This window comes from Motilibacter deserti, from assembly GCF_011250635.1.
GTDB classification, from domain to species: domain Bacteria; phylum Actinomycetota; class Actinomycetes; order Motilibacterales; family Motilibacteraceae; genus Motilibacter_A; species Motilibacter_A deserti.
Genome location: NZ_JAANNP010000001.1, coordinates 609,334 through 634,746, shown reverse-complemented (window position 1 = coordinate 634,746; position 25,413 = coordinate 609,334). Strand labels below are relative to the sequence as shown.

The following is a 25,413-nucleotide window of genomic DNA, read 5'->3' as shown; positions in this document are numbered from 1 at the left end:
CCAAAAGGGACACACTCCTGACGGAGTGTGTCCCTTTTCTTACTGTGCGCAGTTGAAGGTCGTGCGCGGAGCCGTCGCCCGCGCCCGCACGTGAAATTTGGCCGCCGTTCTCCGCATTCGGCCTACCGAACGAACATCCGTCGCCCTAGCCTGCTCGGACGCACAGCCTGAAAGCCGCCTAAGACACCAGGCGGGGACGTCGTCGGACGAGCAGACGGGACGCCATGAGCGACGGGCACGACGTACGCACGCTGACTCGCTCACCTGCGCCGCGCAGCCGGCGCGGCGACTCCGCCGCCCCCGTGCCGCTCGTCAGCGTGGTGATCCCCACCCGCAACCGGGCCCGCATGCTGCCCAGGGCGCTCGCGACGATCCTGGAACAGGAGCTGGAGGACCCGGGCAGCCTGGAGATCGTCGTCGTGGACGACGGCTCCACCGACGATACGCCGCAGGTGCTCGCCGCCCTCGGCGACCCCCGGCTGCGGGTGCTGCGTCACGACCACGCCACCGGGGTCTCGCGCGCTCGCAACGACGGCACCGCCTACGCCCGCGGCCGCTGGGTCGCCTGGCTCGACGACGACGACTTCTGGGCGCCGGAGAAGCTGCGCCTGCAGCTCGCCGCGGTGCAGGCGACGCCGGGCGCGCGCTGGTGCAACGGCGGTGCGGTGATCGTCGACAGCGCCTTCCAGATCCTCTACACCCAGCCCTGCCCGCCGACGGCGGGCCTCGGCCCCACGCTGCTGCGGCGCAACTACGTGACGGGAGGAGGGAGCGGCGTCCTCGCCGACCGCCAGCTCGTCCTCGACCTCGGCGGCTTCGACGAGGAGCTGTCGATCTTCGCCGACTGGCACATGTGGTGCCGGCTGGCGATGGCTGCGCCGATCGCCGTCGTCGATGCCCCGCTCGTGACCTACGTGGACCACTCCGAAGGCATGTCCCACCACCGGCTCCGGCTGCTCAGCGAGCTCGAGGTGCTCCGGCCGAAGCTGCACGAGATCGGGGACACCGTCGGGGTGCGCGTCGACATCGACGAGGACCACCTCCTGCAATGGATGCTGCGCCAGCAGGTGCGCGCCGGCCGCCGGCGCGACGCGGCGCTGCTCCACGCGCAGCTGCTGCTCGCCGGCATCGTGCCGCTGCGGCACATGCTCCCCAGCACGGTGCTCGGGATCGTGGCGCCGGGCTTCCGGCGCCGGCGCTGGGAGCGCCGTGAGCAGGTGCACACCGACCCCGACTACGCGGCCGCCGCGTCGACCTGGCTGGTCCCGCTGCAGCGGCGGAGCACGGCGCCGTCCCCCGCGCCGGTAGCTGTCGACGGGTCGTGAGCACCGTCCCGCTGGTCTCGGTCGTGATGATCTTCCACGATCCCGGGCCGTACTTCGCTGCCGCGATCGAGAGCGTGCTGGACCAGACCCTCGCAGACCTGGAGCTGGTGCTCGTCGACGATGGCAGCTCCGACACCAGCCCGCAGACCGCGCGCAGCTACGTCGAGCGCCACCCGGGGCGGGTGCGGCTCGTCGAGCACGCCGGGCGGGCCAACCTCGGCATGAGCGCCTCGCGCAACGCGGGGGCGGCGGCCGCGCGCGGGGAGCTGCTGGCCTTCCTCGACGCCGACGACGTCTGGGACCCCGGGCACCTCGAGGCCGAGGTGGCGCTGCTGGCCGCGTCGCCCGGCGCGGACATGGTGTGCGGGCGCGCGCTGCTGTGGCACTCGTGGCGCTCGGCCGGACCGGGGACGCAGCTGCGCGGGCAGGTGCCGTCGGCGGACGTCCCGACGCCGCTGCCGTTCGCCCCGGGGACCGTCGTCGCCCCGCCGCGGCTGCTGGCCGCCGTCCTGCGCCGTCCGGAGGTGCGGACGCCGATCTGCAGCCTGCTCGTCCGCACCGAGGCCTTCCGTGCGGTCGGAGGCTCGGAGCCGGAGTTCCGCGGCATGTTCGAGGACCAGGTCCTGCTGGCCAAGCTCCAGCTGCGCTACGCCGCAGTCGTCAGCGGCGGGCTGACGGCGCGCTACCGTCGGCACGCGGCCTCCGCGACGTCGGCCGGAGCGGCCGCCGGGGACTACGAGCTGCGCCCGGGCACGGCGCGCGCCCGGTTCCTGCGCTGGCTGCAGCGGCGCGTCGCGGACGAGTGCGGCCCCGGCGAGCTGGCCGACGCGGTCGCGGCGGCGCTGGCCCCGGTCGAGGCAGCCGCTCTGCCGGTGCCGCCCGCGGTGCGCGCCCGGCAGGTCGTGCGCCAGCGGGTGCCGGCGCCGGTGCGCGAGCAGGCCCGCCGCGTCGTGCGGCCCCGCCGACCGGGGCTGGTGCGGCTGGGGTCGCTGCGCTCGACCGAGCCGCTCAGCCGCTGGTTCGGCTACGACCGCGGGCGGGCCGGGGCACCGGGCCAGCCGGTCGACCGGGTCTACATCGAGCGCTTCCTGGAGGAGTCCGCACTGGACGTCCGCGGCCGCGTCCTCGAGGTGGGCGACTCGTCCTACACCCGGCGCTTCGGCGGCGAGCGCGTCCAGCGCGCCGACGTCCTGCACGTGGAGGCAGGCAACCCCGAGGCGACGTTCGTCGCGGACCTGACCGACGCGCCGGAGCTGCCGACCGGCGCGTTCGACTGCGTCGTGCTGACCCAGACGCTGCACCTGATCTACGACATGCGCGCGGCCGTACGCACCCTGCACCGGGTCCTCGCGCCGGGCGGCACGCTGCTGCTGACGGTCCCGGGCATCACCCCGCTCGCGGCGGACCGCTGGGCGCAGGACTGGTGCTGGTCGCTCACCCCGCTCGCGGCGCGCCGGCTGTTCGGGGACGAGTTCGGGCCCGGGCTCGTCGAGGTCCGCTCGTGGGGCAACGTGCTCACGGCGGTGGCGGGGATCGAGGGGATGGCGGCGTCGGAGCTGCGCCCGGAGCAGATCGACCACGTCGACCCGCAGTACCCCGTGATCGTCGGCGTGCGCGCGTTCAAGGCCGCGGGGCCGGCCGCGTGAGCTCCACCTCCCGCCCTGCCCCGTCGGCCGCTGCCCGGGACAGGGCTGCCGCGGCGGCCCGCGCCGCGCGCGCGGCCAAGCACCGGGCCTTCGTCGGGCTGACCGCCGCCGAGCAGGTCTACGCCCGCGCCCGCTGGCGCGCGCCGGACGGCTGCGTGGCGCTCACCTTCGACGACGGGCCGCAGCCCGGGTCCACCGACCGCGTGCTGGACGTCCTCGGCGAGCTGGGCGTGCAGGCGACGTTCTTCTGCACCGGGGCCAACGCGCAGGCGCATCCCAGCCTCGTCCGGCGGATCGCTGCGGAGGGCCACACCGTCGGCTCGCACAGCCGCACGCATCCGACCCCGCAGGACATCGGCGCGCGTGCCCTGGCCGAGGACTACCTCGCCGGGCGCTCGCAGGTCGAGCAGGCGCTGGGAGCACCGGTGCCGGTCTTCCGCCCGCCGCACGGACGGCTCACGCCCGCGAGCGCGCTGCTCCTGCGCGCCCGCCGGATGAGCCCGTGGCTCTGGACGGTCGATCCGCGCGACTGGGCGCCCGGCACGAGCTCGGCGCACGTCGCGGCGGTCGCGTCCTCCGCCCGGTCGGGCGACGTCGTGCTCCTGCACGACTGGGTCGAGCAGCCGGAGGCGCCGGAGGTGCTCGACCGGTCGGCCACCATCGCCGCTCTGCCCGAGATCGTCCGCTCGCTCCGCTCCGCGGGGCTGACCCTGGTGAGGCTGTCCGCGTGAACGTCCCGCTCGTCTCTGTCGTGATGATCTTCCTGAACCCCGGGAGGTTCTTCGAGGAGGCCGTGCTCAGCGTGCTCGGGCAGACCCACCCGCGCGTCGAGCTGGTCCTCGTCGACGACGGCAGCACCGACGAGAGCCCGAAGGCGGCCCAGGCGTTCGCGGAGCAGTACCCCGACCGGGTCCGCCTGCTCGAGCACCCCGGCCACGCGAACCTCGGCATGAGCGCCTCGCGCAACCTCGGGATCTCCCAGGCGCGGGGCGAGCTGGTGGCCTTCCTCGACGCCGACGACGTCTGGGAGCCGGGCCACCTCGCCGGCGACGTCGCGCTCCTGCAGGCGCACCCGGAGGCCGGCATGGTGTGCGGGCGCACCTTGCACTGGTCCGGCTGGGACGACGCACCCGTGGACGACTTCCTGTCCCCGCTCCCGTTCGCCCCGGGCACGGTCGTGCCGCCCCCGCAGCTGCTGCGCAGCGTCCTGCGGTGGGGGGCGGTCAGCACGCCGATCTGCAACCTGCTCGTCCGCGCCGAGGCGCTGCGAGCGGTGGGGGGCTCGGAGGACAGGTTCCGCGGGGCGTATGAGGACCAGGTGCTCCTGTCCAAGCTCGAGCTCGAGGTACCCGCGGTCATCAGCGGGCAGCGGACGTCCCGCTACCGCCAGCACGCGGCCTCGCACACCACCACCGCCAACCCGCAGGCGGCGCAGATCGAGGCAACAGCACGTCTGCAGTTCCTGCAATGGCTTTCGTCCTACATCGACGCGGGCAGGCACCGGGAGGACCGCGTGCTGCGTGACGCGGTGGACGCGGCGCTCGCTGTGGCCACCCCGGCCCCCCGGCGGCTGGCGTCGGCGGGCGCGCTCGCGAGAGCGGCCGCGCACCGGGTCCCGCCCCAGGTGCAGCGGCAGCTGCGGCGGGTCGCGCGCCCGCGTCGGCCCGGGCTCGTACGCCTCGGCTCGCTCGCGTCCACCGAGCCGGTCAGCCGCTTCTTCGGCTTCGACCGCGGCCTGCCCGTCGACCGCTACTACATCGAGGGGTTCCTCGCGGAGAACGCCGAGAACGTCGGCGGCCGCGTCCTCGAGGTGGGGGACTCCTCCTACACGCTCCGGTTCGGCGGCGACCGCGTCACCCGCGCGGACGTGCTCAACGTCGATGCTGCGATGCCGGGGACCACGTTCGCCGCCGACCTCGCGGACGCGCCGGAGCTCCCGTCGGAGGCCTTCGACTGCGTCGTCCTGACCCAGACGCTGCACCTCGTCTACGACATGGCCGCCGCCGTGCGCACCCTGCACCGGATCCTGCGCCCCGGCGGCACGGTGCTCGCGACGGTGCCCGGCATCAGCCCGGTGAGCGCGGACCGGTGGGCCGAGACGTGGTACTGGTCGCTGACCCCGCTGTCGGCGCGGCTGCTCTTCGAGGAGGCGTTCGAGCCCGACCTCGTGGAGGTGCGGCAGTGGGGCAACGTGCTGTCGGCGGTCGCGTTCGTCGAGGGGCTGTCCGCGCAGGAGCTGCGCCCCCAAGAGCTCGACCGGGTCGACCCGCAGTACCCCGTGACCGTCGCGGTGCGCGCCTTCAAGCCGGCCTAGAGGTGCTCGTACGCCCAACGCCGGCGTAGCCGCGGGCTCGCCACCCCGGCGAAGCAGCGGTAGGTCTTCGAGGCCCAGGGAGCGAAGGCCGCGGCCGCCAGCAGGAGCCCGGTGCCGGCGACCCGGCGTCCCGCCCGCAGGTGCAGCCAGGCGAGGTCGCGCAGGACCATCGCGCGGCGCTCGTGGTAGTCGCGCAGGCTGCCGCGTGTGGACCCGGGGTGGTAGCCGAGGACGCGGTAGCTGCGCCGGTGGGCGAGGAAGTGCGCGAAGGCCCTGTCGCGCAGGGCGAGCGCGTAGGCCCGCTGCTCGTCGGTCTGGGTGCTGCTGATGCCGTCGGGGTTGTCGCGGTAGGCGTACAACGGCTCGGGCAGGTTCGCCACCTCGCCCACGTGCGACAGCCGGCTCCAGAGGTCCATGTCCTCGGCCTGCGGGAGGCCGGTGTCGTAGCCCCCGACGGCCGCGTAGGCGTCGGCGCGCATCAGCACGCACCCATGGCCGAACTGGTTGCCGACCACCTGCGCGGTCTTGAGGTCATGCGGATGTGCCAGGAACGAGGTCACGTGGACCGGGCTCCCGTGCTCGTCGATCAGGGTGTAGTCGCTGCCGACGAGCACCACGTCGGGGTGCGACTCCAGGAACTGCACCTGCCGCGCGAGGCGGTCCCGGCGCGACAGGTCGTCCGCGTCCATGCGGGCGAGGTACGTCCCCCGCGCCAGCGAGGCCGCCTCGGCGAGGGTCGTGACGAGCCCGCGGTTCTCCCGCGAGACGAGCCGGACCCGCGGGTCCTCGAAGCCCTTGAGGATCGCGAGCGTGCCATCGGTGGACCCGTCGTCGATCACGATCAGCTCGAGCCTGCCGTAGGTCTGCGCCAGCACGCTCTCGACCGCGGCCGCGACGTAGCGCTCGCCGTTGTAGACCGCGAGCAGGACGGACACGAGCGGCGGCTCGGGCGGCGTCACACGCGCTCCCAGCGCGCGGGGACGAGGTCGCCGGTGTCGATCGAGGGGTCGCGGAACCAGGTGCGCGGGGCCACCACGACGTGCGACGCGTCGTCCTCCAGCCACGCCCCCCACCAGCTGAACGAGCTGTTCGCGAGCACGTGGTGGCGGCACGCCGCCATCAGCCGCAGGTCCTCGGCGCCGCGCTCGGGCGGGTTGTGGTCGACGTACGTCGTCGGCGCGTCGAGGACGAGGTTGTCCTTGCACCACTGGGGGTCGTCGGAGAACACGTAGTAGTGCGGGTCGGGCACAGCCGAGGCGACCCGGGCGACGGCGGCCGCGTAGTAGTCGGGGGAGCAGGTGCCGTGGAAGTCGTTCGTCGCCCGGCTGGTGACGTAGTCACCCCGCCGCACGTGCAGCGAGACCGACTCCCGGGACCGGACCTCCTCGAGCAGCTCGCGCGTGCGGGAGGACGGGGGAGTGCAGAACGTGAGCTCGCGCCGCACGATCTGCGCCGCGTCCGCGAAGTAGTCCTCGCTCTGCCAGTAGCCCTCGAGGACGACCCCGTCCGGTGCGTCGAGGACGCCGGGGTCGAACGCGAAGGACTTCTCCCGCAGCACCGGTGGCAGCAGCCCGGCACGGCGGCCCCAGCGGGTGTGCCGGAGCCGCGCGAGCCGCCACCGCGGCGAGGTGACCGCGAAGCAGTCGAGGGCGTACGTGCGGGGAGTGGCGGACCCCCGGCCCTCCGCGCTGTCGAACCAGCTGGTGTCGATCCGCAGCGGCACGCCGCGCCGGTGAGCGAGGCGCAGGCCCGCGGCGTACTGGAACATCTGGTTGCCCAGGCCGCCCATGAGCCGGGTGACGATCATATGTAGTCCGCGAACTCGCGTTCCTTGGCCTTGAAGTAGAACAGGCCGATGACCGTCAGCACGAGCGTGGTGAGCAGCCCGAGCCCGATCATCCACGCGTCCACGTCCCCGCTGTCCTCGAACGACCACGCCCGCAGCGCCGAGATGACCCCCGCCAGCGGGTTGAGGTAGAGCAGCCACTGGTAGCGGTCCGGGACAGCGGTGATCGGGTAGATGACCGGCGTCAGGAAGAGCCCGATCTGGACGAAGAACGGCAGGGCCTGGCGGACGTCGCGGTACTTCACGTTGAGGGTCGCGAAGAGCAGCCCGATGCCGGTCGCGGACACCACCGTTATCAGGACCGCCGGGATGAAGAAGAGGATGCCGCCGAGGCCGGGCATGATGCCGTACCACGCCAGGAGCACGACGAGGAAGCCGAAGGCGATGAGAAAGTCGACCAGCGAGACGATCGTCGCCGAGACGGTCGGGATGATGCGCGGGAAGTAGATCTTGGTGATCACCCCCTGGTTGTCCGTGAGGGAGTTGCTCGAGCGGCTGAGCGCTCCCGAGAAGAGCTGCCAGAAGAGCAGGCCGGTGAAGGAGAACACCGCGTAGGGGACGTCGTTGCCGGACTCGACCCCGGCGACGTGGTGGAAGAACACGGTGAAGACGATCATCGTGACGAACGGCTGGAAGACCGCCCAGGACGCGCCGACGACCGTCTGCTTGTAGCGCACCTTGATGTCGCGCCAGGCGAAGTAGTAGAAGAGCTCGCGGTAGCTGTGCAGCTCGCGCCAGTCGATGCGCAGCGTCTGCTTCGGCTCGATCACCGTTCGCACGGCAGCTCCCGCTCCACAACAGCTCCTTGCTCGTCGACCGCGCCCGCCCGGCGCGCCCGGGCCGGCGCCGGCCGGGACGGGCGGTGCGCTTGCTCGCTCCGGACCCTAGCGTCCGCGGGCCTTCCGCGGCCGCGCTTCGGCGTTTGAGCGCAAATGCCGGGCGGCGCAGTGCGAGCGACGAGAGACTGAGGGTCATGACCGACGCTGCCTTCGACCGCACCATCGACGACGTGGTCACCGACCTGGAGACCGTGTGCGCGACGCTCACCGACACCGACGGGGTCGACGTCTTCAGCCGGATGTACCTCGACGTGACGAAGACCGTCCGGGACTGGGTGCGCGACGGCAGCTTCGCGGACCCGGTGTTCACCGAGCGCCTCGACGTGGTGTTCGCCGGGCTGTTCCTCGAGGCCCACGTCGCGGCCGGACCGCCGGTCGGGTCGATGCCCAAGCCGTGGGCGCCGTTGTTCGCGGCGCGCCACAAGAGCGGCATCGAGCCGATCCAGTTCGCGCTGGCCGGCATGAACGCGCACATCAACGCCGACCTGCCCGTCGCCGTCATCGAGACGTGCCGCCTGATGGGCCGCTCGCCGGAGGACGACGCCGTGCGCGCGGACTACGACCGCATCAACGAGCTCCTGGCCGAGAAGGAGCGGCCCATCCGGCAGTCCTTCCTCGACGGCCCGGCGCTGAAGGTCGACCGCAAGCTCTCGCCCGTCCTCGACCTCGTCTGCAACTGGTCGATCGAGGCGGCCCGGGACGCGGCGTGGGTGCAGGCGAACCTGCTGTGGGACCTGCGCCGGGTGCCCGGGCTGAACAAGCAGGCGTTGAAGATCCTGCGCGGCGGGGTGGCCATGACGAGCTCGATGCTGCTCGCCTCGATCGACTGAGGGCGGGGCTCAGGAGCCGGCGCCTGCCGGTGCCGGCCCGTCCTGCCCGTCCTGCTCGTCCGGCCCCGCCGCCACGACGGTCGGCTCGTGCCGGACCGGGAAGGCCATGGACCGCGCGAGGAAGCACATCCGCCCTGCTTCGGCGTGCAGCGCCCGCGCTGTCACGACGCTGTCGGGCGAGGCCACCACGACGTGCGGGCGCAGGACCACCTCGCGGAAGGCGCCGGAGCCGTCCGGCGTGAGCGCCAGCGTCCCCGATGCGCCGTCCCGGTACGCCGTCACGTGCACACCGGCGTCCGCGCACAGGTGCAGGTACCACAGCAGGTGGCACTGCGAGAGCGCTGCCACCAGCAGCTCCTCGGGGTTCCAGCGGTCCGCCGCACCGCGGTAGGCGACGTCCGCCGACGCCTCGACGGGCGGCTTCCCCTCTGCCTGCAGGACGCAGTCGCGGGAGTACGCGCGATAGGCCGAGGTCCCGCTTCCCAGGTTGCCCGTCCACGTGACGTCGACCGCATAGGAGTGCGTCCCGCTCATCCCGCCATCCTGTCAGCGGTCTCGGGGATGTCCCCGCCTAAAACCCGGTCCGGTGCGATCTGTGGCGATAGCATCGGCCCAGCCGAGGCTCGTGGAGGGGGCATGTCCCAACGCACGACCGCACTGCCCGCCGACGTCGTCGGCCGGCAGGACCGTCCCGCGCGGACGAGCGGCTCCGGCACGGCCTGGGGCGGCCGGTGACCCCGGCCATCGAGGTCGAGAAGCTGTCGAAGGTCTACCGGATCAGCCACGAGCAGCGCGCTGCCGCCGGAGCCGACACCCTGCGCGACGTCCTGGCCCGCGCCGCCAGGCGGCCGCTGCACCCGTTCACCGGCCGGCGGACCGAGCACGAGCAGTTCTGGGCGCTCAACGAGATCGACCTGACGGTCGAGCCCGGCGAGGTCGTCGGGATCATCGGGCGCAACGGCTCGGGCAAGTCGACGCTGCTCAAGGTCCTCTCCCGGATCGTCGAGCCGTCGGCCGGCCGCGTCACCCTCGAGGGCAAGGTCGCGAGCCTGCTCGAGGTGGGCACCGGCTTCCACCCCGAGCTCACCGGCCGCGAGAACATCTTCTTCAACGGCGCCCTGCTCGGCATGACGCGGCGCGAGATCATGCGCAAGTTCGACGAGATCGTCGCGTTCTCCGAGGTCGAGAAGTTCCTCGACACCCCCGTCAAGTTCTACTCCTCGGGGATGTACGTCCGGCTCGCGTTCGCGGTCGCCGCGCACCTCGAGCCGGACATCCTCATCGTGGACGAGGTCCTCGCGGTCGGCGACGCGGCGTTCCAGAAGAAGAGCCTCGGCAAGATGAAGGACGTGTCGACGCACGGGCGCACCGTCCTCTTCGTGAGCCACAGCATGGCGTCGGTGAAGCAGCTGTGCGACCGGGGAGTGCTGCTCTCGCGGGGGCGGCTCGTAGCCTCCGGGCCGGTCGAGGAGGTCATCGCCCGCTACAACGACAGCATGCAGGACAGCTACGACGCCGAGACGATCGTGACCGACTCCGGCCGCGTCGACGGGGTGCGCATCAACGGCGCCAGCGGCCTGCTGCACCACCTCGACAGTGGGACGCCGCTGCGGGTCGAGCTCGCGTACGAGCCGAAGGAACAACAGCGGGTGGTCTTCGGGCTGGGGCTGCGCTCGGTGCAGGAAGGGTCGCTGATCGCCTTCACCCACAGCGACCTCGAGGCCGTCCGCATGCACGTGGACGCGCCCGCGCAGTTCCGCTTCACCCTCGAGCTGCCGCGCATCGCTCCGGGCGAGTACGTCCTCGAGCTGAGCATGTGGGCGAACGAGTCGTACGTGCTCGACTCCTCGCCGCTGGGCAAGGTGTTCATCGACCCGCTCGTGCCGTTCGCGGACGGAGCGGTCTTCTCCAACTTCCCGTCCATGCTGCTCGTGCGCTCGACGTGGGAACAGCTTCCGTGAGGATCCTGCTCAGCTACAGCACCTACCACTTCGACCCCGAGCGCCCTCCGGACGAGCACGAGCACTGGGCGTCCTCCGCGAGCATCCTGGCCCGGACGCTCCACGCGATCCTCGGGCGCATGGGCGAGGTCATCTACGTCGACGCCTTCACCGTCCCGCTCGAGACCCTTGCCGCGCAGCAGTTCGACGTCTGCGTCGGCATCGTCGACCGCTTCGACGAGATCAGCCGGGCGAGCGGGGCCCGCGTCAACGTCGTGCTCGCGGTCAACTCCCACCCTCGCCACCGCACCGCGGCGCTGCGCGCGGCCGTGGCCGACTGGGGCCTGCCCGAGACGGCGCTCGCCGAATGGGACCTGCCGGACGCGGCCGCGATGTCCACGGCGATCTCCCGCGCGGACGCGGTGATCTGCGTCGGCAACACGACGGTCCTCAACACCTACCTCGCGAACGGCGTGCCTCCCGCGAAGGTGAAGGTCGTCAACTACGGGACGGGGCCGAGCCTGCCGGACGCCGCAGGGGGAGCGGAGCCCAGCGAGTTCGTCCACGTCGCATCCGAGATCGGGCTGCGCAAGGGCTTCGACATCGTCCACGAGCTGTTCACCAGCCAGGGCTTCGTCTCCTCCAGCGCCCGGCTCACCGTCATCGGCCGGCCCGTCACGCCCTTCCACGAGCAGAAGCTCGCGCACCTGCAGGACGTGCTCGGGGACCGCCTGACCGCGGCGGGCTGGGTCGAGTCCTCGTCCGCGGCGTACGACCGGGCACTGCGACGTGCGGCCTTCGTCGTGTCCCCCGCGCTCGAGGAGGGCCAGGCCGGCGCCGTGCTCGACGCGATGCGCCGCGGCGCCGTGCCGCTGCTCACACCGCAGACAGGCATCGACTTCAGCCCCCTGGGCTGGCTGGAGCCGAGGCTCGGCTCGGCCGCCAACGCCGAGGCCCTCCGGCAGGCCGTCGGCCTCGATCCCGCCGGGCTCGCGCGGCTGCGGGCGAAGACGCTGGACTACTACCGCGGTTTCCACGAGGAGTTCGAGGGGCCGCTGGAGGAGGCGGTGCGCGGCGCGCTGCACGGCGAGCTGCACCCGAAGGTGAGCGTCACGCTGCCGGTCTTCAACAAGGAGGGGACGATCCGCGGGCTGCTCGGCTACCTGGACCGGGCCCTGAAGGCCTACCCGGCCGGCGAGCTGCACGTGGTCCTCGACGGGTGCAAGGACCAGACCGAGCAGGTGGTGCGCCGGTTCTACGCCGGCCGCCGCAGCTACCCCGTCACCTTCGAGGTGACGCCCGACATCTTCGAGGTGCGCACCAACAACATCGGGCTGCGCAAGTCGACCGGCAAGTACTGCGTCATCCTGCAGGACGACAACTACGTCTACGACCGGTCGCTGTTCTACGAGGCCGTCACGTTCCTCGACAAGAACCCCCGAATCGCGGTTCTGGGGTGCCTCGCCGGGGTGAACCTCTACCCGCGGGGGACCACCGGGCTCGACGGCCCCGGGCAGGTCGTCATGTCCGACGTCGAGGTCTACTGGCGGCAGGACGCGCGGACCGACCCCGCGCTGGGCCGCAAGTTCTTCCAGGTCGACGCCTGCATGCGCGGGCCGCTCGTGCTGCGCAAGAGCTTCCTCGAGGAGCACGGCTACCTCGACGAGGCCTACGCGCCGTTCTACATGGACGACATGGACATCGCGATGCGCGCGACGTCGCTCGGCTACCAGGTCTACGCGATGCTCGGGGACGTCGAGAACCGCTCGCTCACGATCGCCAACTACGACGATGCGCGCAACGAGTTCTGGGAGCGCACGATCCGCGCGGGGGCGGACCTGTTCTACTCGCGCTGGACGCCGTCGGTGGACAAGGACTACCTGCAGGTCGAGCGGGTCCCCGTCGCCGACCCGCGCCGGCTGCCGCTCCGCGACGAGCTGCGCGCCCGTGCACCCGAGCCGGTCGTCAAGCTCGCGCGGCTGGCCCGCGAGCCGCGTCGGGTCCCGGCCGCGCTGGCCTTCCATCTCGGGCGCGTCACCACTGCGTTGAAGGGGGACGGGCGATGAGCTCCGCCGCCGTGCCGTCCGAGCGCCCGGTCGCGGGCCTCGCCGACGTCCTGCCCGCACGGCTGCGCCTCCTCGGCGTGGTGGGGGAGCCGGCGGTGCCGCTGCCCGGGGCCGAGTCGCTCGTGTCCGCGCGCACACCGGGCGAGCTCGCCTCGCCGGACCCGCTGCTCCGGTTCGACCTCGTCGTGCTCGCGGACGCCGACGGCGCGGACGGTCCTCTGCTGCACCGGCTGACGCACGAGGCTGGATTCGTGCACTGCCCTTCCCTCGAGGCTGGCACCATGACGGCGAGCGGCTTCGAGCCGGCGGGAGCCGCCGGGCTCTGGGTGAAGCGGGGGGACCCCGGCCCCGAGGAGTACGGCGACGACTACCTCGCGCGCTGGGGCGACAACGACTTCCTCGCCAACGCCGAGGTGACGGCGGGGGACATCCTCGCCCACCTGCCTGCCGGCCACGACGCCTCGTCCGTGCGGGTCCTCGACGTCGGCTGCCTCAACGGCTACGTCATGGAGTCGCTGCGCCGCGCGGGCGTGGTGCACGTCTACGGGACGGACATCTCCTACCCGCTCGCGATCACGCACACGGTCGACCGCTACCACCTGCCCGCGATCACGGTCGGGGACTTCACCTCCAACGACTACCCGAGCGCGGCCTTCGACCTCACCGTGTGCATGGAGGTGCTCGAGCATCTGCCGCCGCCGCTGACGGAGCCGTTCCTCGTCGAGCTGGCGCGGGTCACCGGGCCCGAGGGGCGCGTCCTGGTGTCGACGAGCGAGGACCCCCACGTCGATCCCACGCACATCAACTGCCGGCGCCGGTCCGAGTGGTACTACCTCTTCGCCAAGGCCGGGCTCGTCCGGACCGGCCGCCAGGTGATCTACGAGGGCTTCAACTCCTTCGTCCTGCGCCCGGCGCGCACGCCGGGCGAGGCGCGCCGCGCGGTCGCGGCGGCGATGGCGGGCTACGCCGCGGCCCGCATGACCGGGAAGGCCCGGCCCATCCGGTCCAACCCGTGGCCCGGGTGAGCGCGGCCGCGAGCCGTCCGCATCCCGCCCCTTGCCCTCGCCGTGCCCTCCCTGTGCCCGTCGCGAGTCGGCGACCCGTCGCCGGGTAGCGTCCGGCCATGCCCAAGCCTCCGCTGCCCCCGAACGTCCTCGAGCTGCTGCGCAAGCCCAACCCGGCGGTCATCACCACCCTGCGCCCCGACGGGCAGCCGGTGTCCGTCGCGACGTGGTACGTCCTGCAGGAGCGGCCGGAGGCGGCCGAGCTGCTGGTCAACATGGACGAGGGGCGCAAGCGGCTGGAGTACCTCCGCAACGACCCGCGGGTCTCGCTCACCGTCCTCGACGCGGACGGGTGGTACACCCACGTCAGCGTCCAGGGCCGCGTCGTCGAGACGTACGACGACGCCGGCCTCGCCGACATCGACCGCATCAGCGCGCACTACACCGGAGCGGCGTACCCGACGCGCGACCGGGGGCGGGTGAGCGCGCGCATCCGAATCGAGCGCTGGCACGGGTGGGGCGCGGCGGAGAACACCGATGTGGAGCACGGCTGACGCGTGCGCCGACGGCTGCCTCGCCAGGCGGCCCCGCCGCGCTCGGCGCTGCTCCGACGGGCTCGTCCGGAGCCCGCAGTCCGAAGAGTGGAGCGGGTGACGGGAATCGAACCCGCATGGCCAGCTTGGAAGGCTGGAGCTCTACCATTGAGCTACACCCGCAGTGACGAGCACCCGCCCCCGGACGAGTGACGACGCATCCCACGTCCACACGCCCGGAGCCGCGGCCCGGCACGACACAGCATGCCCCATCGCGCGGGCCGCCACGGGGGCAGCCCTCGCCGAGTGCGGCATCGGTGCGCGCGCGAGGCCCTAGACTGCCATGCGCGCCGCGGGGCGTAGCGTAGTGGCTAGCGCGCCTGCTTTGGGGGCAGGAGATCGGGAGTTCGACTCTCCCCGCCCCGACTTCGCCGCTCCGACCGGCTCGGATCGACTCCGAGCCGTCCGGAGCGGCTCGGCCGCGCCCGAGCACCGCCAGCCGCGTCATCCGAATCCCGCGAGGAGAGCCAAGCAGTGAAGACCGACGTCGAGAACCTCAGCCCGACGCGGGTCAAGCTCACCGTCGAGGTCGGTTTCGACGAGCTGAAGCCGAGCCTGGACTCCGCGTACAAGAAGATCGCCGGCCAGGTGACGATCCCCGGCTTCCGCCGCGGCAAGATCCCCGCCCGCATCATCGACCAGCGCTTCGGCCGCGCGATGGTGCTGGAGGAGGCGGTCAACGAGGCGCTGCCGAAGTTCTACGGCCAGGCGGTGCAGGAGAGCGGCACCCAGGCGCTGGGCCAGCCCGAGGTCGACGTCACCGAGTTCGCCGACGGCCAGCCGCTGAAGTTCACCGCCGAGGTCGACGTCCGGCCCGAGGTGGAGCTGCCCGACCTCGCCGGCGTGCAGGCGACCGTCGACTCGGTCGCGGTCACCGACGAGGAGGTCGAGGAGCAGCTCACGAGCCTGCGGGCGCGCTTCGGCTCGCTGCAGGGCGTGGACCGCCCGGCCCAGGACGGCGACTTCGTCTCGATCGACCTGGCCGCCGCGATCGGCGGCGAGGACGTCCCCGAGCTCGCCACCAAGGGCCAGTCCTACGAGATCGGCAGCGGCATGCTCGAGGGCCTGGACGAGGCCGTGATCGGGCTGTCCGAAGGCGAGTCGCGCACCTTCACGACCAAGCTCGCGGGCGGCCCGCACGTCGGCGAGGAGGCCGACGTCACGGTGACCGTCGCCTCCGTCAAGGAGCGCGACCTGCCCGCGGCCGACGACGACTTCGCACAGATGGCGAGCGAGTTCGACACCCTCGAGGAGCTCCGCGCCGACCTGCGCACGCGCCTCGAGCGCTCGAAGAAGCTCGAGCAGGGCGTCCAGGCGCGCGACAAGGTCCTCGAGGCGCTGCTCGAGCAGGTCGAGCTCCCGCTGCCCGACAGCGTGGTCAAGGCCGAGGTCGACGCCCGGATGCACGACCTCGCGCACCAGCTCGAGAACGCAGGCATGACCAAGGAGCAGTTCCTCAAGAGCGAGGAGCGCGAGGAGGCCGACTTCGACACCGAGGTCGAGCAGCGCGCCCGCGAGGCGGTCAAGGCCCAGTTCGTCCTCGACGCGATCGCGACGCGCGACCAGATCGGCGTCTCGCAGGAGGAGCTCAGCGAGCACCTGCTCCGCCGCGCCCAGCAGTACGGCATGGCGCCCGAGCAGTTCGCCCAGCAGCTGATGCAGAACGGCCAGGTGCCGCTGCTCGTCAGCGAGGTCGTGCGCGGCAAGGCGCTCGCCGTTCTGCTCGAGGCCGCCACGATCACCGACACCGAGGGTGCCGCGGTCGACCTCGAGGACCTGCGCCCGGCGACCGTGCCGTCGGCCGAGGACCTGGCCGCCTTCATGGCGCAGGGCGGCGCCGACGGCGAGAACCCGGACCAGCATGGCCGTGAGCCCGACCACGAGCACTACGGGCACAACCACGCCTGACCCCGCCAGCACGACGAGCGCCCCCGGCCGAGCTTCGGCCGGGGGCGCTGTCGTCGCGGCCGGGCCCCGGGCGACGGCAGGAGCGATTCGCCCGGTATATCTGGGCGGGGTCTGCGCTCCATAAGCCGCTGGCGAACAACGCCCCAGCCGGGGACGAGCGCGACCGCCCCCACGGTTAGTGTCGGTGCCGGTAGAGAAGATCCCCGGTCGGCGGCATCAGCCGTTCGAATTCAGTGCGAGGGAGCCGCAGTGACCGCAGCTATGACCCCGGGCGGGCAGGGCAGCCCGCTCGTCGTGCCCGGCATCGGTGGGGGCCTGGTGCCCGCCACGATGTCCGCCGGCAACGCCTACTCGACCTACGCCAGCACCGGCGCCCCCGAGGCCGGGCTCGACGCCCGTGTCTACGACCGGCTCCTGCGCGAGCGCATCATCGTGCTCGGCTCGGTGGTCGAGGACTCCAACGCCAACGCGATCGTGGCGCAGATGCTGCTCCTCGCGGCGGAGGACCCCAAGAGCGACATCACGCTCTACATCAACTCGCCCGGCGGCTCGGTCTCCGCCGGCATGGCGATCTACGACACGATGCAGTACGTCGAGAACGACGTGGCCACCGTGGCGATGGGCCTCGCCGCCTCGATGGGGCAGTTCCTCCTCTGCGCCGGCGCGCCCGGCAAGCGCTACGCGACACCGCACGCCCGCGTGATGATGCACCAGCCGTCCGGCGGCTTCGGCGGCACGGCGTCCGACATCAAGATCCAGGCCGAGCAGATGCTCCACACCAAGCGCCAGATGGCCGAGCTGATCGCCGCCCACACCGGGCAGCCGGTCGAGACCATCGAGCGCGACTCCGACCGCGACCGCTGGTTCACCGCGGAGGAGGCCAAGGAGTACGGCTTCGTCGACCACGTCGTCCGGCACGCCCGCCAGGTGGGCACCGACGACGGCCCGACGGCCTGAGCCCCCACCCCGGCGACCGAGGAAGAACTCACATGAGTGACCTGTACGCGCCCTCCGGCCGCTACGTCCTGCCCCAGATCGAGGAGCGGACGTCCTACGGCTGGAAGCGGCTCGACCCCTACACCAAGCTGTTCGAGGAGCGCATCATCTTCCTCGGGCAGGCGATCGACGACACCGTCGCCAACGACGTGATGAGCCAGCTCCTGGTGCTCGAGTCGGCCGACCCCGACCGCGACATCATGATCTACATCAACTCCCCGGGCGGCTCCTTCACGGCGCTGACGGCCATCTACGACACGATGACCTTCATCAAGCCGGACGTGCAGACCACCTGCCTCGGGCAGGCCGCCAGCGCCGCGGCCGTGCTGCTCGCGGCCGGCGCGCCCGGCAAGCGCTATGCGCTGGCCAACAGCCGCATCCTGATCCACCAGCCCTACAGCGAGGGCGGTGGCCAGGGCTCGGACATCGAGATCCAGGCGCGCGAGATCCTGCGCATGCGCGAGTGGCTCGAGGAGACGCTGGCCAAGCACGGCAACCGTGGCATCGAGGAGATCCGCAAGGACATCGAGCGCGACAAGATCCTCACCCCGGGTGAGGCGCTCGAGTACGGCCTCATCGACCAGGTGCTGACGACCCGCGCCTGAGCCGGGCCACGGGCCGCACCGACGGCACGCGACGCTCCGTGGGGGCTGCCGGCAGTCGCGCCGGCAGCCCCCGCGTCGCGTACGGGCGGCCCGTAGGTGTGGGCAACCCGCTTGTGGGCGGTTTGTCCAGATGGCAGGCTTCGGTCGGCTCAGGTTCGTGGCGTGCCGGCCGAAGGGGTGCTGGTCCTGTCCCCAAGGGCGACCCGCGCCGCTACGCCCGGGTCCGCCCACAAGCGGGGCTGCACGGGGTACCGTCGGGATGCACGGCCCGGAAGCTCCCGGACACACCGGGGAATTCCGGAGCAGGTCAGGGGAGCCCGGGAACGCTGGCGCCGGAGGCGTCAGCGGCAGGGTTCGGCGACGAGAGGGAGAGCACCGCGTGGCACGCATCGGCGACGGCGGCGACCTGCTCAAGTGCTCTTTCTGCGGGAAGAGCCAGAAGCAGGTCAAGAAGCTCATCGCCGGCCCCGGCGTCTACATCTGCGACGAGTGCATCGACCTCTGCAACGAGATCATCGAGGAGGAGCTCTCCGAGAGCTCCGAGCTCAGCTGGGACGAGCTGCCCAAGCCGCGCGAGATCTTCGAATACCTCGACCAGTACGTCATCGGCCAGGACACCGCCAAGAAGGCGCTGTCCGTGGCCGTCTACAACCACTACAAGCGAGTGCAGGCCGGCGAGAACTCCAGCGGCAAGCACGGCCGCGACGACTCGGTCGAGCTGGCCAAGTCCAACATCCTGCTGCTCGGGCCCACCGGCTGCGGCAAGACGCTGCTCGCCCAGACGCTGGCGCGGATGCTCAACGTGCCGTTCGCGATCGCGGACGCGACCGCGCTGACGGAGGCCGGCTACGTCGGCGAGGACGTCGAGAACATCCTGCTCAAGCTCATCCAGGCCGCTGACTACGACGTCAAGAAGGCCGAGACGGGCATCATCTACATCGACGAGATCGACAAGATCGCCCGCAAGAGCGAGAACCCCTCGATCACGCGCGACGTCTCCGGCGAGGGCGTGCAGCAGGCCCTGCTCAAGATCCTGGAGGGGACGACGGCCTCGGTGCCGCCGCAGGGCGGGCGCAAGCACCCGCACCAGGAGTTCATCCAGATCGACACGACGAACGTCCTTTTCATCGTGGGCGGCGCCTTCGCCGGGCTGGAGCGGATCATCGAGTCCCGGGCCGGCAAGAAGGGGCTCGGCTTCGGCGCCCAGCTGCGTAGCAAGACCGAGGTGGACCGGCCGGACTCCTTCGGCGAGGTCATGCCCGAGGACCTGCTCAAGTTCGGCATGATCCCCGAGTTCATCGGCCGGCTGCCGGTCCTGACCAGCGTGCACAACCTCGACCAGGAGGCGCTGATGCGCATCCTGACCGAGCCGCGCAACGCGCTGCTCAAGCAGTACCGCAAGCTCTTCGAGCTCGACGGCGTCGAGCTCGAGTTCACCGAGGACGCGCTCAGCGCGGTGGCCGACCAGGCCATCCTGCGCGGCACCGGCGCCCGCGGGCTGCGCGCGATCATGGAAGAGGTCCTGCAGTCGGTGATGTACGACGTGCCGAGCCGCAAGGACGTCGCCAAGGTCGTCATCGACCGCGACGTGGTGCTCTCGCACGTCAACCCGACGCTGGTGCCGCGCGACGCCGCCCCCGCCCCCAAGCGCGAGCGCCGCGAGAAGAGCGCCTGACGCCCGCGTACCCCCGGCCTGTTCTCCTCGCGAGAACCGGTTGGGGGGCACGCGCTCCGGCTCCATAGACTCGCGGGGTGACGTCGATCGACTCCCGGCCCGCCGAGCAGCCCGAGCTCCCCTCGCAGTACGTCCCCGCCGACGTCGAGGGCGTCCTCTACGAGCGCTGGGTGGAGCGCGGCTACTTCGTGGCCGACCCGTCGAGCGAGAAGCCGCCCTACTGCATCGTCATCCCGCCGCCGAACGTCACCGGCAGCCTGCACCTCGGGCACGCGTTCGAGCACACTCTCATCGACGCGCTCGTCCGCCGGCGCCGGATGCAGGGCTACGAGGCCCTCTGGCAGCCCGGCATGGACCACGCCGGCATCGCCACGCAGAACGTCGTCGAGCGTGAGCTGGCCAAGCAGGGGCTGTCGCGCCACGACCTCGGCCGCGAGGCGTTCGTCGAGCGGGTCTGGCAGTGGAAGGCCGAGTCCGGCGGCAAGATCCTCGGCCAGATGCGCCGCCTGGGCGACGGGGTCGACTGGTCGCGCGAGCGCTTCACGATGGACGAGGGCCTGTCCAAGGCCGTGCAGACGCACTTCAAGCGGCTCTACGACGACGGGCTGATCTACCGCGCCGAGCGGATCATCAACTGGTGCCCGCGCTGCCGCACCGCGCTCTCCGACATCGAGGTCGAGCACACCGACGACGACGGAGAGCTCGTCTCGATCCGCTACGGCGACGGGGACGAGTCGATCGTGGTCGCCACCACGCGCGCGGAGACGATGCTCGGCGACACGGCCGTCGCGGTGCACCCGGACGACGAGCGCTACCGGCACCTCATCGGCAAGACGGTTACGCTGCCGCTGACCGACCGGCGCATCCCCGTCGTGGCCGACGAGCACGTCGACCCGGCCTTCGGCACCGGCGCGGTCAAGGTGACGCCGGCCCACGACCCCAACGACTTCGAGATCGGCCAGCGTCACGGGCTGCCCAACCTCACGATGATGGACGAGAGCGCGCGGGTGACGGTCCACGGGCCGTTCGAGGGCATGGACCGCTACGAGGCGCGCCCGGCCGTCGTCGCGGCACTGCGCGCCGAGGGGCGCATCGTCGCCGAGAAGCGGCCCTACGTCCACGCCGTCGGCCACTGCTCGCGCTGTGGCACCACGGTCGAGCCCCGGCTGTCGCTGCAGTGGTTCGTGAACGTCGCCCCGCTGGCGAAGGCGGCCGGTGACGCGGTCCGCGACGGCCGCGTCCAGATCCACCCCAAGGAGCTGGAGTCCCGCTACTTCGGCTGGGTCGACAACATGCACGACTGGTGCATCAGCCGTCAGCTGTGGTGGGGGCACCGCATCCCGGTCTGGTACGGCCCGGCCGGCGAGGTGCGCTGCGTCGGCCCCGACGAGGAGCGGCCCGGCGACGGCTGGACGCAGGACCCGGACGTCCTCGACACGTGGTTCTCCAGCGGGCTCTGGCCGTTCTCGACCCTCGGCTGGCCGGACAAGACCCCGGCGCTGGAGAAGTTCTATCCGAACTCGGTCCTCGTCACCGGCTACGACATCCTCTTCTTCTGGGTCGTCCGGATGATGATGTTCGGGCTCTACGCGATGGACGGCGAGGCGCCGTTCAAGACCGTGGCCCTGCACGGGATGGTGCGCGACAAGTTCGGCAAGAAGATGAGCAAGTCGTTCGGCAACGCCGTCGACCCGCTCGAGTGGATGGACGCGTACGGCTCGGACGCGCTGCGCTTCACCCTGGCCCGCGGGGCCAACCCCGGCACCGACGTGCCGATCGGCGAGGAGTGGGTCCAGGGCTCGCGCAACTTCTGCACCAAGCTCTGGCAGGTCACCGGCGGGTTCGCGCTGCGCAACGGCGCGCGCGTCGGGGAGCTGCCGCCGGCCGAGGAGCTGTCGGCCGCCGACCGGTGGATCCTGTCCCGGCTGCACGCGACGATCGCCGAGGTCGACGGCTACTACGAGGACTACCAGTTCGCCAAGGCCGTCGACGCGCTCTACCACTTCGCGTGGGACGAGTTCTGCGACTGGTACGTCGAGCTGGCCAAGGTGCCGCTGGCCCACGGCGGGCGCGAGGCCGAGGTCACCCGGCTGGTCCTCGGCCACGTCCTCGACCGGCTGCTCCGGCTGCTCCACCCCGTGGTGCCGTTCGTGACGGAGGCGCTCTGGACCGCGCTGACCGGTGGCGAGTCGATCGTGGTCGCCGACTGGCCGGAGGCGGAGCCGCGCTGGAGCGACCCCACCGCGGAGGCGGAGGTCGCCGAGCTGCAGCGGCTGGTCACCGAGGTCCGGCGCTTCCGCAGCGACCAGGGGCTCAAGCCGGGCCAGCGGGTCCCGGCGCGGCTCGCCGGGCTCTCCGAGGGCGCCCTCGCGGCGCACGAGGAGGCGGTGCGCTCGCTGACGCGGCTCGCCGCCGCGGGGGAGGAGTTCGACACGAGCGCGTCGCTGCCGATCGGCGGGGTCGTCGTCGAGCTCGACCTGCGCGGCTCGGTCGACTTCGCCAAGGAGCGCGCGCGGCTGGAGAAGGACCTGGCCGCCGCCGAGACCGAGCGGTCCAAGGCGCTGGGCAAGCTGGGCAACGAGGCGTTCCTCGGCAAGGCCCCGCCGCCCGTGGTCGAGAAGGTCAAGGCCCAGCTCGCGTCGGCGGAGGCGGACATCGAGCGCATCGAGGCCCAGCTGGCGACGCTGCCCGCGGCCTGACCCCCACCCCCCCGCTGATCATGCACATGTGGCGAGTTGTCCACAGCGGGCGGCCTGTGGACAACTCGCCAACATCGCATGATCAGCGGTTGAGGTAGGGGAGAGGCGGTCCACCGTGACCAGCAGTGAGGCCCGGGAGGCGCTCGCCGCCCGCATGCGCGAGGTCGAGGCGGCGATCCTGGCGCGGACGCCGGAGCACGACCTCGTCCCGTCGCTGGACCGCATCCGCGCGGTGGTCGAGCTGCTCGGCGACCCGCAGCGGGCGTACCCCGTCGTGCACGTCACCGGCACCAACGGCAAGACCTCGACCGCGCGGATGGTCGAGGCGCTGTTCGCCGGCTTCGGGATGCGGACGGGCCGGTTCACCAGCCCCCACCTGCACAGCGTCCGCGAGCGCATCTCGTTCGACGGCAAGCCGATCGACGAAGAGCGCTTCGTGTCGACCTACGAGGACATCGCGCCCTACCTCGACCTCGTCGACGCGCGGAGCAAGGAGTCCGGCGGGCCGACGCTGTCGTTCTTCGAGGTGCTCGTCGCCATGGCGTACGCCGCCTTCGCCGACGCCCCGGTGGACGTCGCGGTCGTCGAGGTCGGCATGGGCGGGGAGTGGGACGCGACGAACGTGGCGGACGGGCAGGTCTCCGTCGTCACGCCGGTCGCCGTCGACCACGAGCGCTTCCTCGGCTCGACCGCGCCCGAGATCGCCGCGGAGAAGAGCGGCATCATCAAGCCCGGGGCGGTCGCCGTCCTCGCCCAGCAGGAGGTCGAGGTCGCCGAGGTGCTGCTGCGCCGCGCGACCGAGGCCGGCGCCACCGTCGCGCGCGAGGGCCTCGAGTTCGGGGTGCTGTCGCGCACGCAGGCCGTGGGCGGGCAGCTGATCTCCCTGCGCGGGCTCGGGGGCGACTACGAGGACGTCTTCCTGCCGCTGTTCGGCGCGCACCAGGCGCAGAACGCCGTGGTCGCGCTGGCCGCCGTCGAGGCGTTCTTCGGCGGGGGAGCCGACACCGTCGACATCGACGTCGTGCGCTCGGCCTTCGCCGGCGTGCGGTCCCCCGGACGGCTCGAGGTCGTGCGCCGCTCTCCGACGATCCTCGTCGACGCGGCGCACAACCCCGCCGGCGCGCTGGCCACCGCGGCCGCGATCCCCGACGCGTTCTCCTTCACCCACCTGGTCGGGGTCGTCGCCGCGATGGCCGACAAGGACGTACGCGGCATTCTCGAGGCGTTCGAGCCGGTGCTCGCGGAGGTCGTGGTCACCGAGGCCCGTACGCCGCGGGCGATGCCCGTCGACGAGCTGGCCCGGTTGGCCGTCGAGGTCTTCGGCGCCGACCGGGTCGAGGTCGCGCCCCGGCTCGACAGCGCGCTGGACACCGCCGTGGCGCTCGCCGAGGACCAGGGCGAGCTCGGCGGGGCCGGCGTGCTGGTGACCGGGAGCATCGTGACCGTCGCCCAGGCCCGGGCGCTGCTGAGGGCCGACGGGCGCTGAGCTGCGCGACGTGCTTCGGCTTGGTTCCGCGTCGGCTTGGTTCCGCGTCGGCTCGGGTCAGCGTCGGCTCGGGTCAGCGTCGGCTCGGGTCAGCGTCGGCTCGGGTCGGCGATTCCGGGTCAGCTCTGAGACGACCCGCTCTGTGGCGCCGCGACGGTCGCCCCGCCCCGCGACCCGACGCTCGGCACCTCGAGGCCGCACGCGGTGATCGCGGCCTGCGCCTGCGGGTCCTGCAGGACCGCGCCGATGCCCCCGCCGAAGCCGCGGCCACCCTGCCCGGGAGCGCCGGTCGGGAGGTCGGTCGGCCGGGCCGTCGGACGGCCCGTCATGTCCGGGCGCGGGGTGAAGCCGGTGCCGGGGGTGAAGTCCGGGCGGGCCGTCGGCGTCGGCACGGAGATGCCGGCGGCGGTGAGGCAGTCCCGGATCTGGGTGAACTGCTCGGAGTCGAAGCCGCCGCGCCCGCCGCCCGGCATGCCCGCACCGTCCGGAGGGGCCGCCCCGTCCGCGGCGCTGGAGGCGGCCGGCGCCGCCGCGGCATCGGTGCCGGACGAGGAGCCGCCCCCGCCACACGCCGCGAGCGCGAGGACGGAGACCGGGACGGTCGCGGCGGCGACCGCCCGGGTGGCGAGCAGGGCCGAAGTGCGCATCAGAGATTTTCCGTTCGCTGAAGGAGGGTTGGGAGATGCCTCGACCGGCGGACCGGCGGGTCGGCGGGTCAACGGGTCGGCGGGTCGGCGGGTCGGCGGGTCGGCGGGTCGGCCGGTGAGTCGGTCAGCCGGTGGGCCGGCTGGTGACGGAGCTCGCGGTCACACTGCCGTCGTCGGCGGTGGTACCGGTCACCGAGACCGAGGTGCCGGCCGCGAGCTGCGACAGGTCGACGCTCGAGCTGCTGGTCACCGCGGTGCCCTCCGGCACCTTCACCGTCACGGTCTTGCCCGCGAAGTTCTTGACGGTCAGCGTGTCGCCCTGCACGGAGACGACCTGGCCGACGACGGCTGGGGCGGAGGCGGCCGCGGTGCCGGTGCCCCCTGTGCCGGTGCCCCCTGTGCCGGTGCCCCCGGTGCCGGTACCGGTCGACCCGGCCCCCGGAGCTGCGTCCGCGGCCGCACCCGGCGCCGCGGCCCCCGCCTCCGTGCCGCTCCCTGCGCCGTTCCCGCCCCCGGTGTCCCCGGTGCCGGTGCCGCCCGGGGCTCCACCGAACCCGCCGAAGCCGCGCGCGCCCTGCCCACCGGCGCCCGCCGCGGCGAACCCGGCAGGCCCCGCCCCGGCCGCGTCGTCGCCGTAGTGCCTCTGCACGAGGACGCCGCCGGTGAACGTGCCGACGAGCACCAGCCCGCCGAGCAGGGCCGCGGTGACCGGCGCGAGCCGGCGCCGGCCGGTGCTGGCGAGCAGCTCGCTCAGGTCGTCCTCGACCGGGGCAGCGATCTCCCGGGTGTCGATGACCTCGGTCTGGGCGTCTTGGGGGGTCGTTGCGGCGGCCGGGCCCATCGCGACCCGCGGGCCCGTGAAGCCCGGCGGATCCGTGAAGTGGGCGGCATCCGTCGCGGACGGCGGGTCCGTCGCTCCGGTCGGGTCCGTCGTAGCCGGCTGGGGCTCGGCGCCGCCGAGCAGCCTGTCGAGAGGGGTTTCCTGCATCGTTCT

General features: G+C 72.5%; 21 protein-coding genes and 2 tRNA genes. 16 read left to right on the top strand and 7 right to left on the bottom strand.

The genetic code is table 11. The features are described 5' to 3' along the window. Nucleotides 1-224: 224 nt before the first annotated feature. Genes G9H71_RS02905 through G9H71_RS02890 form a run of 4 tightly spaced genes read left to right on the top strand, consistent with a single transcriptional unit; the run spans nt 225 to nt 5,285 of the window. Nucleotides 225-1,325, top strand: a complete 1,101-nt coding sequence (locus G9H71_RS02905) for a glycosyltransferase family 2 protein (protein WP_166277523.1) — start codon at nt 225-227, stop codon at nt 1,323-1,325. Further along, nucleotides 1,322-2,971, top strand: coding sequence for a glycosyltransferase (locus tag G9H71_RS02900; RefSeq protein WP_166277519.1), 1,650 nt, complete (start codon nt 1,322-1,324; stop codon nt 2,969-2,971). Before G9H71_RS02905 ends, G9H71_RS02900 begins: the two co-directional genes overlap by 4 nt. Continuing rightward, nucleotides 2,968-3,702 carry a polysaccharide deacetylase family protein gene (locus G9H71_RS02895; RefSeq protein WP_166277515.1) on the top strand — a complete coding sequence of 245 codons (735 nt, stop codon included), beginning with the start codon at nt 2,968-2,970 and terminating at the stop codon, nt 3,700-3,702. The genes G9H71_RS02900 and G9H71_RS02895 overlap by 4 nt, the downstream gene beginning before the upstream one ends. Continuing rightward, nucleotides 3,699-5,285, top strand: coding sequence for a glycosyltransferase (locus G9H71_RS02890; RefSeq protein ID WP_331272705.1), 1,587 nt, complete (start codon nt 3,699-3,701; stop codon nt 5,283-5,285). Before G9H71_RS02895 ends, G9H71_RS02890 begins: the two co-directional genes overlap by 4 nt. Here the strand turns inward: G9H71_RS02890 and G9H71_RS02885 are convergent. From G9H71_RS02885 to G9H71_RS02875, 3 genes are read right to left on the bottom strand one after another with little or no spacing between them, the layout of a single operon-like run. Beyond that, nucleotides 5,282-6,244 (bottom strand): glycosyltransferase, encoded by a 963-nt coding sequence (locus G9H71_RS02885; protein WP_166277512.1) that lies wholly within the window; start codon nt 6,242-6,244, stop codon nt 5,282-5,284. The genes G9H71_RS02890 and G9H71_RS02885 overlap by 4 nt on opposite strands. After that, nucleotides 6,241-7,092, bottom strand: a complete 852-nt coding sequence (locus tag G9H71_RS02880) for an alpha-1,2-fucosyltransferase (protein WP_166277509.1) — start codon at nt 7,090-7,092, stop codon at nt 6,241-6,243. The genes G9H71_RS02885 and G9H71_RS02880 overlap by 4 nt, the downstream gene beginning before the upstream one ends. Next, nucleotides 7,089-7,910: an ABC transporter permease gene (locus tag G9H71_RS02875; protein WP_166277506.1), complete on the bottom strand. Its 822-nt coding sequence runs from the start codon at nt 7,908-7,910 to the stop codon at nt 7,089-7,091. The genes G9H71_RS02880 and G9H71_RS02875 overlap by 4 nt, the downstream gene beginning before the upstream one ends. A 194-nt stretch (nt 7,911-8,104) precedes the next feature. Here G9H71_RS02875 and G9H71_RS02870 point away from each other — a divergent pair, with 194 nt between their 5' ends. After that, entirely contained in the window at nt 8,105-8,800 is a 696-nt protein-coding gene (locus G9H71_RS02870) for a DUF5995 family protein (RefSeq protein WP_166277503.1), read from the top strand. 9 nt (nt 8,801-8,809) lie between these two features. Here G9H71_RS02870 and G9H71_RS02865 read toward each other — a convergent pair whose 3' ends face one another. Beyond that, the gene (locus tag G9H71_RS02865) at nt 8,810-9,334 is read right to left on the bottom strand and encodes an OsmC family protein (protein ID WP_166277500.1); all 525 of its coding nucleotides are present in this window, start codon (nt 9,332-9,334) and stop codon (nt 8,810-8,812) included. Nucleotides 9,335-9,531: 197 nt separating this feature from the next. Between G9H71_RS02865 and G9H71_RS02860 the strand changes: the two genes are divergently transcribed. The 4 genes from G9H71_RS02860 to G9H71_RS02845 all read left to right on the top strand — a co-directional run bounded on the left by G9H71_RS02860 (nt 9,532) and on the right by G9H71_RS02845 (nt 14,364). Beyond that, nucleotides 9,532-10,761 (top strand): ABC transporter ATP-binding protein, encoded by a 1,230-nt coding sequence (locus G9H71_RS02860; protein WP_331272704.1) that lies wholly within the window; start codon nt 9,532-9,534, stop codon nt 10,759-10,761. Further along, nucleotides 10,758-12,806: a glycosyltransferase gene (locus G9H71_RS02855; protein WP_166277498.1), complete on the top strand. Its 2,049-nt coding sequence runs from the start codon at nt 10,758-10,760 to the stop codon at nt 12,804-12,806. Before G9H71_RS02860 ends, G9H71_RS02855 begins: the two co-directional genes overlap by 4 nt. Then, nucleotides 12,803-13,831: a class I SAM-dependent methyltransferase gene (locus tag G9H71_RS02850; RefSeq protein ID WP_166277495.1), complete on the top strand. Its 1,029-nt coding sequence runs from the start codon at nt 12,803-12,805 to the stop codon at nt 13,829-13,831. The genes G9H71_RS02855 and G9H71_RS02850 overlap by 4 nt, the downstream gene beginning before the upstream one ends. 98 nt (nt 13,832-13,929) lie before the next feature. Further along, nucleotides 13,930-14,364, top strand: coding sequence for a PPOX class F420-dependent oxidoreductase (locus G9H71_RS02845; protein ID WP_166277492.1), 435 nt, complete (start codon nt 13,930-13,932; stop codon nt 14,362-14,364). 88 nt (nt 14,365-14,452) lie between these two features. Here G9H71_RS02845 and G9H71_RS02840 read toward each other — a convergent pair. Beyond that, nucleotides 14,453-14,526, bottom strand: a tRNA-Gly gene (locus G9H71_RS02840). 170 nt (nt 14,527-14,696) lie between these two features. Here G9H71_RS02840 and G9H71_RS02835 point away from each other — a divergent pair. The 7 genes from G9H71_RS02835 (at nt 14,697) to G9H71_RS02805 (ending at nt 23,772) form a co-directional block, all read left to right on the top strand. Beyond that, nucleotides 14,697-14,769: transfer RNA gene (locus tag G9H71_RS02835), tRNA-Pro, on the top strand. 108 nt (nt 14,770-14,877) lie between these two features. Then, nucleotides 14,878-16,311, top strand: coding sequence for a trigger factor (gene tig, locus G9H71_RS02830; protein WP_166277490.1), 1,434 nt, complete (start codon nt 14,878-14,880; stop codon nt 16,309-16,311). 330 nt (nt 16,312-16,641) lie between these two features. Further along, entirely contained in the window at nt 16,642-17,268 is a 627-nt protein-coding gene (locus G9H71_RS02825; RefSeq protein ID WP_166278981.1) for an ATP-dependent Clp protease proteolytic subunit, read from the top strand. Between the two features lie 32 nt (nt 17,269-17,300). Beyond that, nucleotides 17,301-17,912, top strand: a complete 612-nt coding sequence (locus tag G9H71_RS02820) for an ATP-dependent Clp protease proteolytic subunit (RefSeq protein WP_166277487.1) — start codon at nt 17,301-17,303, stop codon at nt 17,910-17,912. 379 nt (nt 17,913-18,291) lie between these two features. After that, nucleotides 18,292-19,587, top strand: coding sequence for an ATP-dependent Clp protease ATP-binding subunit ClpX (gene clpX / locus G9H71_RS02815; RefSeq protein WP_166277484.1), 1,296 nt, complete (start codon nt 18,292-18,294; stop codon nt 19,585-19,587). A 77-nt stretch (nt 19,588-19,664) separates the two neighbouring features. Further along, nucleotides 19,665-22,286 carry a valine--tRNA ligase gene (locus G9H71_RS02810; protein WP_166277481.1) on the top strand — a complete coding sequence of 874 codons (2,622 nt, stop codon included), beginning with the start codon at nt 19,665-19,667 and terminating at the stop codon, nt 22,284-22,286. 115 nt (nt 22,287-22,401) lie between these two features. Then, nucleotides 22,402-23,772, top strand: a complete 1,371-nt coding sequence (locus tag G9H71_RS02805; protein WP_331272703.1) for a bifunctional folylpolyglutamate synthase/dihydrofolate synthase — start codon at nt 22,402-22,404, stop codon at nt 23,770-23,772. A gap of 119 nt (nt 23,773-23,891) precedes the next feature. Here the strand turns inward: G9H71_RS02805 and G9H71_RS02800 are convergent, their stop codons facing one another. Next, nucleotides 23,892-24,419, bottom strand: coding sequence for a hypothetical protein (locus G9H71_RS02800; RefSeq protein ID WP_166277460.1), 528 nt, complete (start codon nt 24,417-24,419; stop codon nt 23,892-23,894). A gap of 124 nt (nt 24,420-24,543) precedes the next feature. Then, the gene (locus G9H71_RS02795; protein WP_166276085.1) at nt 24,544-25,407 is read right to left on the bottom strand and encodes a hypothetical protein; all 864 of its coding nucleotides are present in this window, start codon (nt 25,405-25,407) and stop codon (nt 24,544-24,546) included. Nucleotides 25,408-25,413 lie beyond the last annotated feature (6 nt).

What these genes read in the sequence shown, in the direction of transcription:
- G9H71_RS02795 (WP_166276085.1), bottom strand. Translation starts at nt 25,407, where the DNA reads ATGCAGGAAACCCCTCTCGACAGGCTGCTCGGCGGCGCCGAGCCCCAG.
- G9H71_RS02825 (WP_166278981.1), top strand. Translation starts at nt 16,642, where the DNA reads ATGTCCGCCGGCAACGCCTACTCGACCTACGCCAGCACCGGCGCCCCC.
- G9H71_RS02865 (WP_166277500.1), bottom strand. Translation starts at nt 9,334, where the DNA reads ATGAGCGGGACGCACTCCTATGCGGTCGACGTCACGTGGACGGGCAAC.
- G9H71_RS02880 (WP_166277509.1), bottom strand. Translation starts at nt 7,092, where the DNA reads ATGATCGTCACCCGGCTCATGGGCGGCCTGGGCAACCAGATGTTCCAG.
- G9H71_RS02870 (WP_166277503.1), top strand. Translation starts at nt 8,105, where the DNA reads ATGACCGACGCTGCCTTCGACCGCACCATCGACGACGTGGTCACCGAC.
- G9H71_RS02820 (WP_166277487.1), top strand. Translation starts at nt 17,301, where the DNA reads ATGAGTGACCTGTACGCGCCCTCCGGCCGCTACGTCCTGCCCCAGATC.
- G9H71_RS02800 (WP_166277460.1), bottom strand. Translation starts at nt 24,419, where the DNA reads ATGCGCACTTCGGCCCTGCTCGCCACCCGGGCGGTCGCCGCCGCGACC.
- G9H71_RS02850 (WP_166277495.1), top strand. Translation starts at nt 12,803, where the DNA reads ATGAGCTCCGCCGCCGTGCCGTCCGAGCGCCCGGTCGCGGGCCTCGCC.
- G9H71_RS02845 (WP_166277492.1), top strand. Translation starts at nt 13,930, where the DNA reads ATGCCCAAGCCTCCGCTGCCCCCGAACGTCCTCGAGCTGCTGCGCAAG.
- G9H71_RS02905 (WP_166277523.1), top strand. Translation starts at nt 225, where the DNA reads ATGAGCGACGGGCACGACGTACGCACGCTGACTCGCTCACCTGCGCCG.